This is a genomic window from Pedobacter planticolens, from assembly GCF_014172375.1.
GTDB lineage: Bacteria > Bacteroidota > Bacteroidia > Sphingobacteriales > Sphingobacteriaceae > Pedobacter > Pedobacter planticolens.
Map to the genome: position 1 here is coordinate 430,351 of NZ_WNXD01000001.1, position 17,346 is coordinate 447,696.

Here is a 17,346-nt window from a genome sequence, read left to right on the forward strand (position 1 = left end):
TTTCACGATCATTTTAATCGTAAAACGAAGCTGTTCAAATAACTTTAGAACTAAAAAACAGGGTAATTGAAAGGGCGGTTTTGTAATTAATAGCCGAATAACAATTTGATAATGTAACATTTCAAGCTCAAAACATTTTTACCTTGCAACTTTAATTTAATTTTGGAGCATGAAAAAAATCAATTTACTGGTTGTCGCTGTTTTTGTGGTATGTTTATCTTGCATATCACCAGCAAAACATAACTATATCTCTTTTCGCTCTGCGGAAGAGTTTACTGATTTCTTAAACCGTAAAACAACAGGTTTCCCATTGATTAGTGCACATCGTGGTGGTCCGATGCCGGGTTTTCCAGAAAATGCGATTGAAACTTTCGAAAATGCAACTACGTATCAGCCTGTAATTATAGAGTTTGATGTGGCGTTAAGTAAAGATTCTGCGCTAGTAATTATGCATGATGATAAATTAGATAGAACTAGCACGGGAACTGGTGCGATAGGAAATTATACCTATGCAGAATTGCAGAAATTTAACCTAAAAGATGATGATGGAAAAGTAACCGCTTTTAAAATCCCAACGTTGGATGAGGTTTTAACTTGGGGTAAAAATAAGGTGATTTTTACTGTTGATATTAAGCGTGGTGTACCTTATTCGAAAATTGTAGCTGCGGTGCGCAGAACAAAATCAGAAACCAATGCAATTATTATTACTTACAATGCTAACCAAGCTGCAGAAGTACATAAACTGGCACCAGATTTAATGATATCGGCTTCTGCCAGAAGCATTGCAGATATAGAACGTTTAAATGAAATGGGTGTGCCAAATAATAAGATTGTTGCTTTTGTAGGCGTATCAGCACCAGATAAAGCCGTGTACGATTACTTACATAGCAAAGGCATTACTTGTATTTTGGGCACTATGGGCAACTTAGATAAAAGTGCAATTGCTAATCCTAATCAAAAAGTATATGAACAATTGTTAACTAATGGTGCTGATATTTTATCGACAGATGAATTGGTGTTGGCAGGCACACAATTTGATAACTATAGAAACGACAAAAAGCTTAAGTTTGCAAACTTAACAGTGAAGCAAAATGAGCATTAAAGTAAAAGATCTATCTAAGCACTTCAGTTCACAAAAAGCAGTTGACAGCATTAGCTTTGAAGCGAAACCGGGGAGGATTTTAGGTTTTTTAGGTCCGAATGGCGCTGGTAAATCTACTACTATGAAAATGCTGACAGGTTATTTGGCAGCTACATCTGGCAGTATTGAAATTTGCAATAAAGATATTTTGACAGATGGATTAGCCATAAAAAAGCAAATAGGTTATCTGCCAGAAAATACACCTTTATATACGGACATGTACATCCGAGAATTTTTAAGTTTTGTAGGAGAAACCTATCAAATAGAAAATTTAACACACAGGGTAGAAGATGTGATTAAGCAAGTTGGATTAACGCCAGAACAGCATAAAAAAATCAGCATGCTTTCTAAAGGGTATAAGCAACGTGTTGGTTTGGCGCAAGCAATTATTCATAACCCACAGGTTTTAATTTTAGATGAACCAACTTCTGGTTTAGACCCAAATCAATTGGCAGATATTAGGACATTAATTAAAAATTTGGGTCAAGACAAAACGGTTATTCTTTCTACGCACATTATGCAAGAAGTTGAGGCTATTTGTGATGAGGTAATTATCATCAATAAGGGGAAAATTGTCGCAAATGCTACCATAGACGAGCTTAAAGCGCAAAATAAAACCAATTCTTTAGAAGAAGTCTTCAGGAAATTAACCAATTGAAAATCATTTTATTAACTAATCATTCTTATAAGTTGTCAAAAATCTGACACTAATTTGTAACTGCTGGCTTAGTTATTGTGTCTTAATGGACAATTAATACAAACATAAAACACAAAAAAACACAATGAAAAAATTAGTATTATCATTAGCCCTTGTTGCAGGTTTAGGCTTTGCAGCATCAGCACAAACAGAAGGTGCTGTTAGAAAATTAAGTATTGGTGCAGAATTTGGTATTCCAACTGAAAAAAATTCAAAAAATGAATTATTAGCTGGTGGATCTTTACAATTCGAACAACCAGTTGCTAAATCATTAAACTTAACTATTTCTGCAGGTTATATTTCAGATATGCTTACTGGCGATGTAAAGGATGCTGCTAAAGCTGCAGGTTATCCAACAAGTTTCGGTTATGTTCCTTTAAAAGCAGGCGCTAAATATTACTTCGGGGGTAATTTTTATGCTGCTGGTGAAGTTGGAGCTTCAATTAGTACTGAAACTGGTGGATCTACTTTATTAGCATTCGCTCCAGCTTTAGGTGCTTCGTTTTCAGTATCAGATAAATCTAGCTTAGACTTTGGTTTACGCTACGAAACTTGGTCTAACAATGGTTCTACATCATTTGTAGGTTTACGTGCTGCTTATGCATTTGGCTTATAAGAAATAGTTAGATATTAACTTTAAAAAGCCTCAGTAGATATTTTTTACTGAGGCTTTTTTATTGCTACTAATTTTATAGTTTTACAATTAGATAAACAAACAAGAAAACATTAGTACTATCCTTAATTTTAATTGCAGATTTTAGCAAGTTGGGTTAGCGTCAGAACAGCCTAAAAAAATCAGTGTGCTTTCTAAAGGAAATAAGCAACATGTGAGTTTGGCGCAGGTAATTATTCATCATCTTGAGGTTTTAATATTAGATGAACCAACTTGTGGTTTAGATCCAAATCAATTGATAGATATTAGAACATTAATTAAAAAATTGGGTCAAGATAAAACGGTTATCCCTTCTACACATATTATGCAAGAAGTTGAGACCATTTGTGATGAGGTAATTATCATCAATAAGGGGAAAATTGTGGCAAATGCTACCATAGAAGAACTTAAAGCACAAAATAAAACAAATTCTTTAGAAGAAGTCTTCAGGAAATTAACCAACTGAAAACCATATCATTAAAAGATTACTCTTATAAGTTGTCAAAAATCTGATACTAATTTGTAACTACTGGCTTAGTTATTGCGTCTTAATTGACAATTAATACAAACATAAATTACATAAAAAAACGTATGAAGAAATTATTACTATCATTAGCCCTTGTTGCAGGTTTAGGCTTTGCAGCATCAGCACAAACAGAAAAAGGTACTTGGATGGTTGGTGCTCAAGCTGCAAATATCAATTACAATACTACATCAGAGGTATTTAGTTTATCATTATCTCCACAAGCTGGTTATTTTGTGAAAGATAATCTTGCAATTGGTGCTAAATTAGGGCTAAATGTTGCTAGTGCATCAGGTACTACAGCTACATCTTGGGGTATTGGCCCATTTGTACGTGGTTATTTTGGTGGTACTGAAAAATCTAAATTTTTTGCTGAAGGTAATGCAGGTTTAGGCGGCGTTTCATATAGTGGCGCTAGCAGTACTGCATATAATTTAGGTGCAACTCTTGGTTATGCTTATTTTATTACTAAAAATATCGGTTTAGAAACAGGTTTAGGTTATGGTTATAGCAATTCTACCGATGGTGGAATGGGCTCATCAGACTTAGGTTTAAATCTTGGTTTCCAAATCTATATTGGTAAAAAGAAATAATCAATTTTATAATTTTTTAAAAGTCCTGACAATTTTGTTAGGACTTTTTTGTTTTAGGAGATATTGTATAACTTCGGCTTCATTAATCACATTGCATGTACGCAGTTTTTAAACGAGAATTATTCAGTTTTTTAAATTCACTAATGGCCTATATCACCATTGGTATTTTTTTGTTGGCATGTGCCTTACTTTTATGGTATTTTCCAGATACATCACTATTAGATTATGGTTATGCCGAACTAAATGGGTTTTTTAGTTTAGTCCCTTTTTTATTCATGTTTTTAATTCCTGCTATTACCATGCGCTCTTTTGCCGAAGAACGGAGGGAGGGAACCTACGTACTTTTAGCTACTCGACCTTTAAGCGATTTACAAATTATCTTGGCAAAATATTTAGCCTGTATTGTTTTATTACTTTTTGCTTTAATACCTACATTAGTTTATTATTATAGTATTTATCAATTAGGTTTACCCAAAGGGAATGTAGATTCTGGAGCTGTAATTGGCTCTTATCTGGGGTTGTTTTTATTGGGGAATGCTTTTACAGCCATAGGGATTTTTACTTCATCTATTACAAAAAATCAAGTTATTGCATTTGCCATTGCTGTTTTCTTATGTTTTTTCGCTTTTAATGGATTTGATTCACTTAGCAAATTGTTCGAGCTAAATTATTTAGAAACAGTACTCATCAATTTAGGAATTAACGAACATTATCAATCCATTAGTAGAGGAGTTTTGGATACACGGGATTTAATCTATTTCATCAGCTTTGTGCTTGTGTTTTTAGGCTTAACCAAGTTTGTGATTGGAGGTAGGAAATGGTAGGGGCAGGGAATAATGAACAAGGAATAAGGAACAAAGACCAACGAACTAAGAAAAATAAGTACGTAAAAATACTTTTGTTTATTGCATTTATAATTCTGATGAACGTACTCGCTCAATACTTTTATACACGTTTCGATTTTACCAAGGAGAAACGCTATACCTTAACGCAAAAAACGAAAGAAAATTTACAAAAAACGACCAAAGACATCACTATTACGGTTTTTTTAGATGGCGAAATACCTGCTGCTTTTAAAAGATTACGCAATGCGACGAAAGATTTATTGAACGATTACAAAGCTTATTCAAATGCCAATGTAAAAATTGTTTTTGAAGATCCTTTGGCTAATGTACCTGCAAATGAACAAGACACTACCATAAATAAGTACATTCAAATTGGCATAAAACCTTTAGCGGTTAACATTAAAAATGATGCAGGAATTACGCAGAAAATAATCTTTCCGATGGCGCTTATAGAGAGCGATGGAGAGCAAATGCCTGTTAATTTATTGCAAAAAACAGGTGGGGCAGCTACAGATTACGAAGAAAATATCACCAGTTCTATTCAAAATCTCGAATACACGTTTACATCAGCCATTAAAAGATTAATCACAAAAAGTAATCCGCGTATTGGTTTTACGGAAGGACATGGCGAACCATCAAATTTGTATTTGTATGATGCAATTACCTCTTTATCTCAGCAATATTATGTGGGTAGAGTAGATTTAAAACTTATTACCAAAGAAGGGTTAGATAATTTAAAAGTATTAATTGTTGCTAAGCCACAGCAGGCATTAACAGAAGTCGAAAAGTATAAAATTAACTATTTTGTAATGCAAGGCGGACGAGTGGTTTGGGCAATTGACCAAGTAAATGCAGAACTAGATAGTTTGCAAAAGCAACCGCAGATTATGGCGGTTAATAGGCAATTGAATTTAGATGATATGCTTTTTGAATACGGTGCCAGAATTAACTATAATCTGATTACAGATATTAATTGTGCGCAAATTCCGTATGCAACTGGTGCTGCCGGACAACAAGCTCAAATAGATACAGCGCCATGGCTATATTTTCCAATTTTAATGCCTGATACAACGAGTAATGTGGTTAAAAATATTGATGGTATTCGGACTGAATTTGCAAGTACAGTAGATACCATTGGGGTTTTAAATGTGAACAAGAAAATCATTCTTCAAACATCACCTTACAATAAAATTTACGATGCACCTAAACTGCTTTCATTGCAATTATTAGCACAACAACCAACGCAAGAAGAATACACCAGTACGCCAAAAGCAGCTGGAGTTTTACTAGAAGGTAGTTTTAAATCCGTATTTCTAAATCGGCCAGTGCCAGAAGGAATTACAGAAAAATATGATGTGCCTGCAAGTAGTAAGCCCACAAAAATGATTGTAATTGGCGATGGAGATATTTTTAGTAACCAGGTAAGTAAATCAGAAAACACACCTTTCCCGCTAGGATTTGATAGATATTCGCAACAGAATTACGGAAATAAAGCATTGCTGTTAAATATTGCAGATTATTTTACCGACGACGATAATTTAATCGCCCTGCGTAATAAAGAAATTAAGGTGAGATTGTTGGATAAAGCTCGTTTACGTACCGAAAAAACAAAGTGGCAATTAATTAATGCAGTTGCGCCCTTGTTATTGTTAATATGTTTCGCAATTTTTCAACATTATTACCGTAAACATAAGTATGCAAAGTAATTTTTATATTTTTGAGAACAGATAAAATCAACTATGAGATTTATAGTATCAACATCAACATTATTAAAACATTTACAAACAGTTAACGGCGCATCTAGCAGCAGTACTGTTTTGCCAATATTAGAAAATTTCTTATTCGAAATTAAGGATGGAAATCTAACTATTTCTGCTACAGATTTACAAACGAGCATGACCACATCGTTAGCTGTAGAATCTAAAGAAGAAGGTAAAGTTGCCGTTCCATCTAGAATATTATTAGATACCTTAAAAACATTACCAGATCAACCAATTTCTTTCAATATTGATGATGCTACATTCTCTATCGAGATTAGCGCAGGCGATGGAAAATATAAATTGAGTGGCGAAAACGGAGATGATTTCCCTAAAATTCCAGTAGTGGAAAATGCTTCATCGGTAAATTTACCTGCTTCAGTTTTAACAGAAGCAATTACCAAAACCATTTTTGCAGTAAGTAACGATGAGTTGCGCCCAGCAATGACAGGTGTGTATTGTCAACTTTCTCCTCAACACATTACTTTTGTAGCAACAGATGCACATAAATTAGTACGTTACCGCAGAATGGATAGCAAAGCTGATAAGGCATCATCGTTTATTTTGCCTAAAAAGGCATTGACTTTATTAAAAGCTGCTTTACCAAGTACAGATGTGAATGTTTCGGTAGATTATAACGCAACAAGTGCTTTTTTCAAATTTGAAAATATCAATCTAGTTTGTCGTTTAATTGATGAACGTTATCCAGATTATGAAGCAGTAATTCCTGCTAATAATCCGAATAAACTGGTAATTGACAGAGCATTATTTTTAAATACTTTACGTAGGGTAGTAATTTTTGCTAATAAAACTACACATCAAGTGCGATTAAAAATTAACGGAAGCGAATTAAATATTTCTTCAGAAGATTTAGATTTTGCAAATGAAGCTCACGAACGTTTAAGCTGTCAATATGAAGGCGAAGATTTAGAAATTGGTTTTAATGCCCGTTTCTTAATCGAAATGCTAAGTAATTTAAGCGGCGAAGAAGTTACTTTAGAATTATCTACACCAAATAGAGCTGGTTTATTAATACCACAAACTAACGATGAAAACGAAGATGTTTTAATGTTGGTGATGCCGGTAATGCTAAATAATAGTTATTAAGAGAGTTGCCTGTTTGAGAACGTAAACCTGCAACCTTTAACACGTAACACGTAACCCATAACAACAATGGCTTGGTTTTTGACCAAGCCATTGTTGTTTAGTACCTGTTAGACTAAAAATTTATGAAAATAACGCTACCATTCGTTAAAAGACTTCATCTCTATTTAAGTTTAACGTGTCTTGCTACATTTTGCTGTCTTGTTTCTTGTAAAAAGGACATGGTAATTACCAATGAAGTTGTAAAGGGAGAAGCAAAAATTAAACTAGTTAATGCTTCACATACTTCTTCATCTGTTGATTTTTATTTAGATGATGTTAAAGTTAATGCTCAGTCTTTAGCTTTTGGTGAGGGCAGCGATTACATTAAAATTTCTTCAGGTACTAAAAATGCATCTTTCTCAAATGCAAGTGAAGATGTGTCTGCGCAAGTTGTTTTTGTCCCTACGTTATCTTATACGTCATTTTATGTAGAGGACAAATCTAACCAAGGAGAAGTTTTAACTTTTGAAGACAATTTAGGTGCTACAGCAGCTGGAAAAGCAAGTGTACGTTTTGTAAACTTAAGCCCATATTTTACCAATACCATAAATGTGAACTTAACAGGAAACGTTTTATTAATTAATTCATTGCCGTTTAAAGAAGCTTCAACCTATTTTTCTATAGATCCAGGTATTGATTTGAGAGTTTCTGTTTTGGGTGCTGGCGGAGTTAAAGTTTTTTCAGGAGCGGAGTTTGAAGCTGGCAAAATATATACCATTTGGTTTAGTGGAACGTCAAATGCAAATCTTACCATAAATAAAATTACCTACAATTAACATCAAATTATTGAAAGTAAGCGTGGTTATCAAAATCATATGCCTATTTTTGAAAAAAATATAAAAATTGGAATTACTACAACAACTCATAGACTTTATTCTTCATATTGATAAGCACCTTGCTGACATTGTAAATGAATATCATACCTTAACTTACCTCATTTTATTCTTAATCATTTTTGCAGAAACTGGATTTGTAATCACTCCATTTTTACCTGGCGATTCATTGCTTTTTGCAACAGGGGCATTAATTGCAGGAGATAAAACCGATTTAAATATTTGGTTGATGTTTTTCATTCTTACTGCTGCAGCAATTCTAGGGAATACCTTAAATTATAAGTTAGGAAGTGTATTGGGGGCAGGTGTTTTTAAAGAAAAAAATAAAATTCTCAAACTAAAATACTACCATCAATCGCACGAGTTTTTTGAAAAACATGGTGGAAAAGCAATTATTTTCAGTCGTTTTTTACCAATTTTCAGAACGATAGCTCCTTTTGTGGCTGGAATTGCTAAAATGCCTTTCGGTAGATACACTACGTTTAACATTATTGGTGGCGTTTCATGGATTTTTAGTTTACTATTTGCAGGTTATTTATTAGGTCAAATTCAATGGTTTAAAGATAACTTTGATATTGTGATTGTATTAATTGCTGTGGTTACTTTTGTGCCAGCGGTTTATGCAGCAATTATGAGTAGATTTAAATCGAAGGAAGTTGAGGTAGTTGCACCGAAGGAAGATTAATTTTCTCTACCAATAATTTTACCTTCTTTATATTTCTTGTCTTCTAGTTCTATGGCTTTTCTTTCTTCAGTACTTATTTCTATTTTAATTAGATTTTTAAGTTCGGGCTGACCTGCATCTACCCATGCAGAAAACCAAAAAGAACCAATCATCAATATAGCAGAGCGCATTTGTTTTTCTACCATGCCATTCATTTTATCTTGATAAGCTTTTGAATAGGCTGATGAATATTGTTTGGTTACTGCATTGCTTCGCTCTGAGAAACTATATTTTTGATCAGATGGAAATGTTTTATTGAGTTCTGCTTCAAGAAGCAAAACGCTATCTAATAAACTATGTGAATGTTTCACAATTCCCCATGCAGCTTTTAAGGGGTCATCAATGTAATAAGCTTTGCCTACTACAAAATTGTATCCACCAGCAAATAATTCTGGCACTCTACTTTCCCAAAAAGCATGAATACCATGCTGATTGGTTAATTGCCCATTGTGGTTACTTGTAGTGTGTAAAGGAACATGAGCATCGCCAATATAATGACCTAATTCCGCAGAATATTTTAAGATTTTTAGTGAATCATGAGTTTTAAAAGCTTTAATTAAACTGTAATACATTCGTTGAATTTGCCATGGAACAATTCCATTTTCATTCAGCTTCTTTTGGCCATATTTGGCTAAGGCATCTTTAAATTTCTCAGGAATACTATCTATATTTTCCTCGTAGTTTTCTACATCTAAATAATGTCGAGGAGCTTCTAGTGTATCAATATATCTACGTTTATCTGGATCTACAGCATGTTCGGTAATATATTTATAACCAGATTTGTAAAAACTAATCATTTCTACAGGCAATGTAAATACTGCTAGTTGATTAATTCTTCGGTGGGCAAAAAAGCCCCAAGAAGTGCAAAATAGAAAAGGGATGATTAACAATAGTAAAATCGTTAATCTTTTCATAAAATGAAGATAGAGAAAAGAATTGATTACGAAATGCTAATGGATATATTTCTTAGTATCGATAATTATCTTTTTATTGTCGTTATATATTAAAGTAATGGTGTCATTATAATAATATATTTTATTAAACTGATATTCTGGAACTGATGAATTAAAATCTTGTTTATTAATGTCAGTTTTAATTTGTCTATCACTGTCAATAAAATTCACAATTATTTCGTTATGCGTTTTTGAAAAATATAAAACAAAATCATAAAATAGTTTTTTGTCATGGTCATAAATAAGTTCTCCAAATTCTTTTTTTACTTTGCCTGTCGATTTATCAATTAATACAAAGTTACATGGTCCATTTGCTGGGCAGCTGCTTCTGAATAGTAAATATTTTCGATATTCTTTCTTTAAGACATATTTAAGCCTCCATTGAATCTGAAAAAAGTTATCAAAGTTCTCTTTTTCTGAATAAATAATCTTTTTTTCTCCTAATTTATTTTCAAGAGTTAACCATATTGAATCACAATTAAACTGATAATATAATTTACTTTTATTTTCTAATATAGTGGTATCACATGTTGTTGTATTTTCATTTTTGATACTGTCTACCTCACAACTGCAGTTTGTTTTTAAATTTGAAATGAATTCATTTTTTGATTTAGAAATCATTGAGCTTTTTGTTGTTTTATTTGTGTTTTTACAAGAAATTAATAAGCAAAAAACAAGTATAGGAAGGTATTTAGGTGGATACATACAAAAAATTTAAGCTAATACTTTTTCAAAACACACGCTATTTTCTACACCTTCATATTGACCGTAATTCGGTATAATTTGATATCCACTCTTTAGATAAAGTGCAATGGCTTCGGGTTGCTTGTTACCTGTTTCGAGCACACATCTTTTATTGTGAAGTTCTTTTGCCCAAATTTCTAATTCATTTAAAATTGTTGACGCTATTCCTAGTCCACGTTTGGTAGGAGATACAAACATTCGTTTCACTTCCATTGTATCTTGTGTATAGGCTTTAATCGCTCCACAACCTACGGCTGTTTCATTTTTATAAGCTACAATTACATGTTTAATAGCATCAATTTTATTAAACTGAGCATAAAATGAGTGATCTTCTCCATCTCTAATTTTTAAGTCAGCATCAAGTTCGGCTACCAATTTTTGGAAGTCTTTGTTTTCGGAGTTTGTTCTTATGCAGTTAATCATTTGTATTTAATTCTAAATTTAATTCCTTAACATTTTAAAAGCGAAAAATCCTAATCATTAAATATAGTGATGAATTTGATATAAGAATAATGTATTTGTTGATTAATTAAGTGCGCTAAGAAATTAAGAAATATCGGCTCATTTGAATTTTTAATGTTTGAGAACATTGTTAAGTTGATAAGCTTTTCTATGAGATGCTCCTACAAAATCATTACCATATTTTACAGATAGTAATTGATACATTTTGATAGTATAACAATCAATTGCATAATAACTGACACAGTTGTTGCCGCGAATAGTTTTAATCTTATAGTCGCTTTCCAATATGTCAGAAGGATAGACTATAGTGTCATAACGAGTATCTGGAAGCCCCCAAGTAACTATTTGATAAGTTCCTTTTTTAAAGTCTGTTATAGCTTGTTCTTTACCTATTGTACAATTTGTACATTTTAAGTATAATACTTGTATAGGGGTTAATGGAATGAAAAGAAACCAATAGATTAATATAGAAGCAGTTAATATAATTGTTGATCCAATACTTAGTATCGAGTTAGAATTTATTAGTTTCATGTTTTAATGATGCTTTAATAACTTAGTTTCCATATTTTTGCAATTTAAATTGAATAAATGGAAGTTTCTTGCCCTATTTCTGCTGAAAGAGTTAATGAAAGTGTAATTAGAATAGTTGCGTTCATAGTTGCAATTATAGCAGTTGTATGTATTGCTTTTGGTAATTACTATGCAATGATTTTTTTAATGGTAGATTTTGCAATTCGAGCTTTTACTAGCGGAAAATGGAGTGTGTTAAAAGCTATTGCGCTACAAGTTTTTAAGGTATTCTCTTTACCTACAAAAATGACTGACTTAGCTCCAAAGAAATTTGCTGCAACGTTGGGTTTTGTGTTTTGCTTGCTTATTAGCGCAGTTTATATATTGCAGTTTGATATTGCTGCATTAATTTTAACGAGTGTGTTATTGGTTTTCGCCATACTGGAAAGTGTATTTGCAATTTGTGTAGGTTGTTATGTTTATAGCTTCTGGCAAATGATATTTAACGATAAATAGAATTTTAGCTACAGATTTACCAGATAAACACAGCTATTCAACTTTTATCTGTGTTCATCCTCTTTATCTGTGGTTAATTATTGTTCATCAACTCTTTTGCCTTTCATAGCTTGACCAACTGCCATATCCATTAATCGCTCTGCAAAAGGGCGAGTAAACTCATTCAGTTCATCAGCTTTCTTTAAAATACGATCTTTTTCACCGCTATCTAAAGCGTCTTTAAGTTCGGCAATAAGCACAATAGTTAGTGTAAGTTCTTGTTCGTTTAAGATATTGCCGTTCTTTTTAATAAATCGCTCTGCGGTATACACCAATTGCTCGCCTTCGCTTTTAGCTTCAATAAGCATGCGTTGTTCAACATCGCTTTTAGCATTTTCAATGCTGTCGATTAACATTTTTTCTACCGTATCATCACTTAAACCGTAACTCGGAATAATATCGATTTCTTGTTTCACGCCAGAGCGTAATTCTATAGCCTGAACGGTTAAAATTCCATCAGCATTCAATAAGAAGTTAATATCAACCTTTGGTAAACCTGCAGGCATAGCTGGAATTCCTTTTAAATCGAACTCTGCCAGTTTACGGTTTTCTTTCACTAAATCTCGTTCACCTTGATAAACTGAGATTTTCATATTCACTTGTCCATCAATTGACGTGGTGTATTGGCGACCAGCTTTTGTGGGTACTTTGCTGTTGCGAGCAATAATTACATCCATCAATCCACCCATAGTTTCGATACCTAAGGAAAGTGGAGTAACATCTAATAATAAAATATCAGAGCGATTGCCTGCTAAAATATCAGCTTGGATGGCTGCACCTAAAGCAACAACCTCATCTGGATTAATTTGATCGTGTGGTTGGCGATTAAAGAAATCGCTTACCGCTTGTTTTACATAAGGTGTGCGGGTTGAACCACCAACTAAAACTACTTCGTCAATTTCGGCGATGGTTAAACTTGCATCAGCTAATGCTTGTTTACAACAGGTCAAAGTTTCAGCAACTTTATCTGCAATTAGTTTTTCGAAAGTTTGTTTGTCTAATGTGCACCAAATTTCTCCTAGTTGTTCATTGTATAAATTTTGGGTTGATAATGTTTTTTTAGCAGCCTCAGCCTGTAAACGCAAGGTTTGCATTAGGATATTATCTTGAGCAACGGTAGCAAAATCTAAGTTGTTTTTCTCTATCCAATAGTTTAAAATGGCTCTGTCAAAATCATCTCCACCTAAAAAAGTATTACCGTTAGTTGCTAAAACTTCAAATATTCCATTTTGTATTTGGAGGATAGAAACATCGAAAGTTCCACCACCTAAATCGTATACTGCAATTGTTTTTTGTTGCGTAGGATCTAAACCTAAACCGTATGCTAAACTTGCTGCGGTTGGTTCGTTTACAATGCGCAACACATCTAATCCAGCTAGTTTACCAGCATCGCGAGTGGCTTGTCGCTGACTATCGTTAAAATAGGCTGGAACAGTAATTACAGCTCTATTTACTGGAGTTTTTAAGGCGTGCTCTGCTCTTGCTTTTAGCTCTTTTAATATCTCTGCAGAAAGCTCTATTGGGGTATAAAACCTGTTTCCAGCTTTAATTTTCACTAAAGCATCTGTATCATCATCAATAATTTTATAGCTAAAAATATCCTTGTGGTTGGCTACATCTTTGTACGAGCGACCTAATAATCGTTTTACAGAAAAGATAGTATTAGCAGGGTCTGAAGTTAAAAAAGCTTTGGCTTCGTTACCAACTTCAGCATCGCCATGTTCATTGAAATGCACAATAGAAGGCACTAAAAGCCCTTTGCCAGTATCATTAATTACCTGAGGGTTTTTCTCTGGATTGATAAAAGCAACCAAACTATTCGTGGTTCCTAAATCTATACCAACTATAATTTCTTCTTTTTGAAATGAACCTGTTGCTAGGTTGATGGATATTTTTGCCATAACAGCGCAAATTTACATAGTTTATTGTTTACAATTGTTTGAATGTTGTAAGAAAGGTTTATTATTTTACCACGTAAGGCATCTTAGTTAAGCTAAGATTAATTTGCCTAGGGTGTTCTCAGGTTTCTTAGGTGGTGCAAATCTTCTGACTTCCCGACTAATTTTGTAATTTTGAAACATGCTAGGACTTAAATTATTGACTGACCCACGTTGGGCGAATATTGCAGAATCTAATTTAGAGGAAATTTTAACTGACCATGCCTGGTGCGAGCAAAAAGCAGCTACTAACTCTATAAATTTGATTGCTGATAATTGTGAACACATAGATTTGGTTTCAGAATTAACGATTATCGCATTAGAAGAAATGCAGCATTTTCAGCAAGTGGTAGATATCATTAAAAAAAGAGGATATACACTAGGTCGTGGTAGAAAAGATGATTATGTTGGTCAGTTAATGAAATTTTGCAAGAGAGATGGTTCTAGAAACAACAGTTTTATAGAAAGATTATTGTTTGCCGCAATGATTGAAGCGAGAAGTTGTGAACGTTTTAGAGTATTATCCTTAAACATTCAAGATAAAGAATTAGCTCAGTTTTATCATGATTTAATGGTTTCGGAAGCTGGACATTATACCACATTTTTAAACTTTGCACGTAAATACACCGTAGATGTTGATGTAGAGAAACGATGGAAAGAATGGTTGGCTTTTGAAGGAGAATTAATTATGAGTTTTGGAAATAAAGAAGCGATACACGGCTAATCAGTTCTCGGTTTGTAGCTTTCAGTTGAATAACGATATCCAAAACTGACAGCTGTTAATTGACAACAGCTAACTGACCTTTATGTATATTCCATAGCCAAATCACAATATTCTGATAGCTTTTAATTCCTCTTTTTTGATTGTTAAGTTTTAAAAATTTATCGAAAGCTACACCCATATAATTCGACATTTGTCCGTTGTATTTAGCCCAAAATTCATTTTCTGCTTTAAAATTTGCTAAAACTTCTGGAGCTATCTTATCTCGCATTCTAAGATAATCTTCAGGTGATTTTATCCTAATTTCGAATAAAATATAACGCAACATATTATAATTTACAGAATATTGGAAGTTGATATCACTACTATTTATACCCACTAAATAAGCCACTAAATTTGCTTCATCTTCTCGGGCAACACCCATTTGGTGCGAAATTTCGTGACAAACCACAAAAGGCAATACCCAAGCTGGTAGTTTCATATTTACATTCGCTTCGCCGCTTAATGGATTGTAATAACCTTCAATTCCTATTTTACTAACCATCCAATCGTTTAAAACTGGTTTTACAGACGGCGCATTATACTTGAAAAATGGATTTTTCTTTTCCATACTATGATATTCTACAACTGCTTTTTCACGAAGCTGATTAATATCATAACTGAGTTTAGGAGATAATTGAGGTTGAAGTGTGTTTAATTTATCGATAAAGTAATTGCCTAAAAGCACTAATTCTTTTACACTGTATTTCTCATCACTAATATTTAATTGTTGAGTAATGCTTGGTCGAGAATAGTTTAAACCCCAAAGTAGTTTGAAACTGATGTATAAAATTAAAACTAGGTTAAACAGTTTTAATGGAATAATTAATCGATGGGTTTTAATAAGTGATTTTCTTCTTTTAAAGAATAAAAAGAGTTGTATTAGAGCGAAAATAATCAATAGTCCGTATAGAATATCACCTAGTGCAAAAGGAAAAATAGAAGAAATCCATCTTAAAATGGAAGAAATAATAGGGTATACCCCTTTTGAATAAACGGTAAGGACTAATTGAGGAAATAATCCAAAAAGAAATATAAATAGGGCAATGCCGAAGATTATGGCAGATTTTATTAAAAGTTTACGTGGGATATTAGTTTGCATAAACTAGCGAGTAAAACTCAATCTTTTACCAATTTCACTGGTTACAAACTTGCCATTTTGATACGCCAAATTGCCAGACACAAATGTATGTGTAATGCTCGCTTGAAAAGTTTCTCCATCAAATGGCGACCAACCACATTTATAAAAAATGTTTAATGGTGTAACTTTAAATGGATCGTTTAAGTTTACTAAAACTAAATCTGCCCAATAACCCTCACGAATAAAGCCACGTTTTTCGATATCAAAGCAAATAGCCAAATTATGAGCAGTTTTTTCAACGATTTTTTCTAAGGAGATTTTACCTTGCAAATGCATTTCAAGTAGGGCAGGCAGGGCATGTTGCACTAATGGTCCTCCAGATGGCGCTTGCGAATAAGGTTGTTGTTTTTCTGCTAAAGTATGTGGTGCATGATCCGTTGCAATTACATCAATGTTGTCATTTAAAACACCTTGCAAAATTCCAGCTTGATCGGCTGCAGTTTTTACAGCAGGGTTCCATTTGATGAAATTTCCTTTTATAGCATAATCTTGATCATTAAACCAAAGATGATGTACACAGGCTTCTGCAGTAATTTTTTTATCCTTTAATGGGATTGAATTATCAAATAGAGCAATTTCTTTTGCCGTAGAAATATGTAAAATATGTAATCGAGTTTGATAACGTTTCGCTAATTCTACTGCTAACGACGAAGATTTATAACACGCTTCCGCACTGCGAATTAAAGGATGCATTTCTATGGTTAAATCTTCACCATATTTCGCTTTAAAAATGGCTAAGTTTTCACGAATTGTTGCTTCATCTTCACAATGTGTGGCAACTAATATGGGTGCTTTACTGAAAATGTTTTCTAGAGTCTGCTCATTATCTACCAACATATTTCCAGTTGATGAACCCATGAAAACTTTAATTCCACACACATTTTTAGCATCTGTTTTTAAAACTTCTTCTATGTTATCATTGCTGGCACCCATGTAAAATGAGTAATTAGCTAATGATGTTTGTGCGGCGATATCATATTTGTCGGCTAATAATTCTTGCGTTAACGTATTTGGAACGGTGTTTGGCATTTCCATAAAAGAAGTAATACCACCTGCAACGGCTGCCATACTTTCCGTAAAAATATCTGCTTTATGCGTTAAACCTGGCTCACGAAAATGAACTTGGTCGTCTATCATTCCTGGTAAAAGGTAAAGTCCATCAGCGTTAATTTCTTGTGCTTCTGGAGCTGATAACGATTGACCAATTTTCTCGATTAATCCATTTTTTATTAAAACATCAGCTATAAATTGCTGTCCTTCGTTAACTAAAGTTGCGCCTTTTATCAGATACGTATTCATGCTGGTAAAGTTAGGTGATTTAGTCCAAAGTCAAAAGTCCGAAGTCGTGGGTCTATTATAGACTTCGAACTCAA

Annotated in this window: 18 protein-coding genes and 1 pseudogene; 12 read left to right on the plus strand and 7 right to left on the minus strand. The window is 33.3% G+C overall.

What is annotated here, in order from left to right; all coding sequences use genetic code 11:
* Nucleotides 1-169: 169 nt before the first annotated feature.
* The 10 genes and pseudogenes from GM921_RS01815 (at nucleotide 170) to GM921_RS01860 (ending at nucleotide 8,872) form a co-directional block, all read left to right on the plus strand.
* On the plus strand, nucleotides 170-1,102 hold the full coding sequence (locus GM921_RS01815) for a glycerophosphodiester phosphodiesterase family protein (RefSeq protein WP_182920905.1): 933 nt from the start codon (nucleotides 170-172) through the stop codon (nucleotides 1,100-1,102).
* On the plus strand, nucleotides 1,092-1,799 hold the full coding sequence (locus GM921_RS01820) for an ATP-binding cassette domain-containing protein (protein WP_182920906.1): 708 nt from the start codon (nucleotides 1,092-1,094) through the stop codon (nucleotides 1,797-1,799). Before GM921_RS01815 ends, GM921_RS01820 begins: the two co-directional genes overlap by 11 nt.
* 124 nt (nucleotides 1,800-1,923) lie before the next feature.
* The gene (locus GM921_RS01825; RefSeq protein WP_182920907.1) at nucleotides 1,924-2,454 is read left to right on the plus strand and encodes a hypothetical protein; all 531 of its coding nucleotides are present in this window, start codon (nucleotides 1,924-1,926) and stop codon (nucleotides 2,452-2,454) included.
* Nucleotides 2,455-2,605: 151 nt separating this feature from the next.
* Nucleotides 2,606-2,956, plus strand: a pseudogene (locus GM921_RS01830) (ATP-binding cassette domain-containing protein); the annotation flags it as partial.
* Between the two features lie 125 nt (nucleotides 2,957-3,081).
* Nucleotides 3,082-3,606: a hypothetical protein gene (locus GM921_RS01835; RefSeq protein WP_182920908.1), complete on the plus strand. Its 525-nt coding sequence runs from the start codon at nucleotides 3,082-3,084 to the stop codon at nucleotides 3,604-3,606.
* 95 nt (nucleotides 3,607-3,701) lie between these two features.
* Entirely contained in the window at nucleotides 3,702-4,430 is a 729-nt protein-coding gene (gldF, locus tag GM921_RS01840) for a gliding motility-associated ABC transporter permease subunit GldF (protein WP_182920909.1), read from the plus strand.
* Nucleotides 4,424-6,157: a gliding motility-associated ABC transporter substrate-binding protein GldG gene (gene gldG, locus GM921_RS01845; RefSeq protein WP_182920910.1), complete on the plus strand. Its 1,734-nt coding sequence runs from the start codon at nucleotides 4,424-4,426 to the stop codon at nucleotides 6,155-6,157. Before gldF ends, gldG begins: the two co-directional genes overlap by 7 nt.
* 33 nt (nucleotides 6,158-6,190) lie before the next feature.
* Nucleotides 6,191-7,315, plus strand: coding sequence for a DNA polymerase III subunit beta (gene dnaN, locus GM921_RS01850; RefSeq protein ID WP_182920911.1), 1,125 nt, complete (start codon nucleotides 6,191-6,193; stop codon nucleotides 7,313-7,315).
* Between the two features lie 122 nt (nucleotides 7,316-7,437).
* Nucleotides 7,438-8,130 (plus strand): DUF4397 domain-containing protein, encoded by a 693-nt coding sequence (locus GM921_RS01855; protein WP_182920912.1) that lies wholly within the window; start codon nucleotides 7,438-7,440, stop codon nucleotides 8,128-8,130.
* A gap of 67 nt (nucleotides 8,131-8,197) precedes the next feature.
* Nucleotides 8,198-8,872: a VTT domain-containing protein gene (locus GM921_RS01860; RefSeq protein WP_182920913.1), complete on the plus strand. Its 675-nt coding sequence runs from the start codon at nucleotides 8,198-8,200 to the stop codon at nucleotides 8,870-8,872.
* Here GM921_RS01860 and GM921_RS01865 read toward each other — a convergent pair.
* The 4 genes from GM921_RS01865 to GM921_RS01880 all read right to left on the minus strand — a co-directional run bounded on the left by GM921_RS01865 (nucleotide 8,869) and on the right by GM921_RS01880 (nucleotide 11,601).
* Entirely contained in the window at nucleotides 8,869-9,825 is a 957-nt protein-coding gene (locus tag GM921_RS01865; protein WP_182920914.1) for a zinc dependent phospholipase C family protein, read from the minus strand. The genes GM921_RS01860 and GM921_RS01865 overlap by 4 nt on opposite strands.
* 36 nt (nucleotides 9,826-9,861) lie before the next feature.
* Complete coding sequence (locus GM921_RS01870; protein WP_182920915.1) at nucleotides 9,862-10,569, minus strand: hypothetical protein; 708 nt, start codon at nucleotides 10,567-10,569, stop codon at nucleotides 9,862-9,864.
* Between the two features lie 9 nt (nucleotides 10,570-10,578).
* A complete protein-coding gene (locus GM921_RS01875; RefSeq protein ID WP_182920916.1) occupies nucleotides 10,579-11,031 on the minus strand; it encodes a GNAT family N-acetyltransferase in 453 nt (150 codons plus the stop codon).
* Nucleotides 11,032-11,181: 150 nt separating this feature from the next.
* Nucleotides 11,182-11,601, minus strand: a complete 420-nt coding sequence (locus GM921_RS01880; RefSeq protein ID WP_182920917.1) for a hypothetical protein — start codon at nucleotides 11,599-11,601, stop codon at nucleotides 11,182-11,184.
* A 57-nt stretch (nucleotides 11,602-11,658) separates the two neighbouring features.
* On the opposite strand from GM921_RS01880, the gene GM921_RS01885 reads away from it, so the two are divergent.
* Nucleotides 11,659-12,096: a DUF4395 domain-containing protein gene (locus tag GM921_RS01885; protein WP_182920918.1), complete on the plus strand. Its 438-nt coding sequence runs from the start codon at nucleotides 11,659-11,661 to the stop codon at nucleotides 12,094-12,096.
* A gap of 77 nt (nucleotides 12,097-12,173) precedes the next feature.
* Here GM921_RS01885 and hscA read toward each other — a convergent pair whose 3' ends face one another.
* Entirely contained in the window at nucleotides 12,174-14,036 is a 1,863-nt protein-coding gene (gene hscA, locus GM921_RS01890; protein ID WP_182920919.1) for a Fe-S protein assembly chaperone HscA, read from the minus strand.
* Nucleotides 14,037-14,214: 178 nt separating this feature from the next.
* Between hscA and miaE the strand changes: the two genes are divergently transcribed.
* Nucleotides 14,215-14,796, plus strand: coding sequence for a tRNA-(ms[2]io[6]A)-hydroxylase (gene miaE, locus GM921_RS01895; protein WP_182920920.1), 582 nt, complete (start codon nucleotides 14,215-14,217; stop codon nucleotides 14,794-14,796).
* 55 nt (nucleotides 14,797-14,851) lie between these two features.
* Here the strand turns inward: miaE and GM921_RS01900 are convergent, their stop codons facing one another.
* Nucleotides 14,852-15,934 carry a DUF3810 domain-containing protein gene (locus tag GM921_RS01900; RefSeq protein ID WP_182920921.1) on the minus strand — a complete coding sequence of 361 codons (1,083 nt, stop codon included), beginning with the start codon at nucleotides 15,932-15,934 and terminating at the stop codon, nucleotides 14,852-14,854.
* A gap of 3 nt (nucleotides 15,935-15,937) precedes the next feature.
* A complete protein-coding gene (locus GM921_RS01905; RefSeq protein ID WP_182920922.1) occupies nucleotides 15,938-17,272 on the minus strand; it encodes a dihydroorotase in 1,335 nt (444 codons plus the stop codon).
* Nucleotides 17,273-17,346: the final 74 nt, after the last annotated feature.

What these genes read in the sequence shown, in the direction of transcription:
- GM921_RS01815 (WP_182920905.1), top strand. Translation starts at nt 170, where the DNA reads ATGAAAAAAATCAATTTACTGGTTGTCGCTGTTTTTGTGGTATGTTTA.
- GM921_RS01820 (WP_182920906.1), top strand. Translation starts at nt 1,092, where the DNA reads ATGAGCATTAAAGTAAAAGATCTATCTAAGCACTTCAGTTCACAAAAA.
- GM921_RS01825 (WP_182920907.1), top strand. Translation starts at nt 1,924, where the DNA reads ATGAAAAAATTAGTATTATCATTAGCCCTTGTTGCAGGTTTAGGCTTT.
- GM921_RS01835 (WP_182920908.1), top strand. Translation starts at nt 3,082, where the DNA reads ATGAAGAAATTATTACTATCATTAGCCCTTGTTGCAGGTTTAGGCTTT.
- gldF (WP_182920909.1), top strand. Translation starts at nt 3,702, where the DNA reads ATGTACGCAGTTTTTAAACGAGAATTATTCAGTTTTTTAAATTCACTA.
- gldG (WP_182920910.1), top strand. Translation starts at nt 4,424, where the DNA reads ATGGTAGGGGCAGGGAATAATGAACAAGGAATAAGGAACAAAGACCAA.
- dnaN (WP_182920911.1), top strand. Translation starts at nt 6,191, where the DNA reads ATGAGATTTATAGTATCAACATCAACATTATTAAAACATTTACAAACA.
- GM921_RS01855 (WP_182920912.1), top strand. Translation starts at nt 7,438, where the DNA reads ATGAAAATAACGCTACCATTCGTTAAAAGACTTCATCTCTATTTAAGT.
- GM921_RS01865 (WP_182920914.1), bottom strand. Translation starts at nt 9,825, where the DNA reads ATGAAAAGATTAACGATTTTACTATTGTTAATCATCCCTTTTCTATTT.
- GM921_RS01870 (WP_182920915.1), bottom strand. Translation starts at nt 10,569, where the DNA reads ATGTATCCACCTAAATACCTTCCTATACTTGTTTTTTGCTTATTAATT.
- GM921_RS01875 (WP_182920916.1), bottom strand. Translation starts at nt 11,031, where the DNA reads ATGATTAACTGCATAAGAACAAACTCCGAAAACAAAGACTTCCAAAAA.
- GM921_RS01880 (WP_182920917.1), bottom strand. Translation starts at nt 11,601, where the DNA reads ATGAAACTAATAAATTCTAACTCGATACTAAGTATTGGATCAACAATT.
- GM921_RS01885 (WP_182920918.1), top strand. Translation starts at nt 11,659, where the DNA reads ATGGAAGTTTCTTGCCCTATTTCTGCTGAAAGAGTTAATGAAAGTGTA.
- hscA (WP_182920919.1), bottom strand. Translation starts at nt 14,036, where the DNA reads ATGGCAAAAATATCCATCAACCTAGCAACAGGTTCATTTCAAAAAGAA.
- miaE (WP_182920920.1), top strand. Translation starts at nt 14,215, where the DNA reads ATGCTAGGACTTAAATTATTGACTGACCCACGTTGGGCGAATATTGCA.
- GM921_RS01900 (WP_182920921.1), bottom strand. Translation starts at nt 15,934, where the DNA reads ATGCAAACTAATATCCCACGTAAACTTTTAATAAAATCTGCCATAATC.
- GM921_RS01905 (WP_182920922.1), bottom strand. Translation starts at nt 17,272, where the DNA reads ATGAATACGTATCTGATAAAAGGCGCAACTTTAGTTAACGAAGGACAG.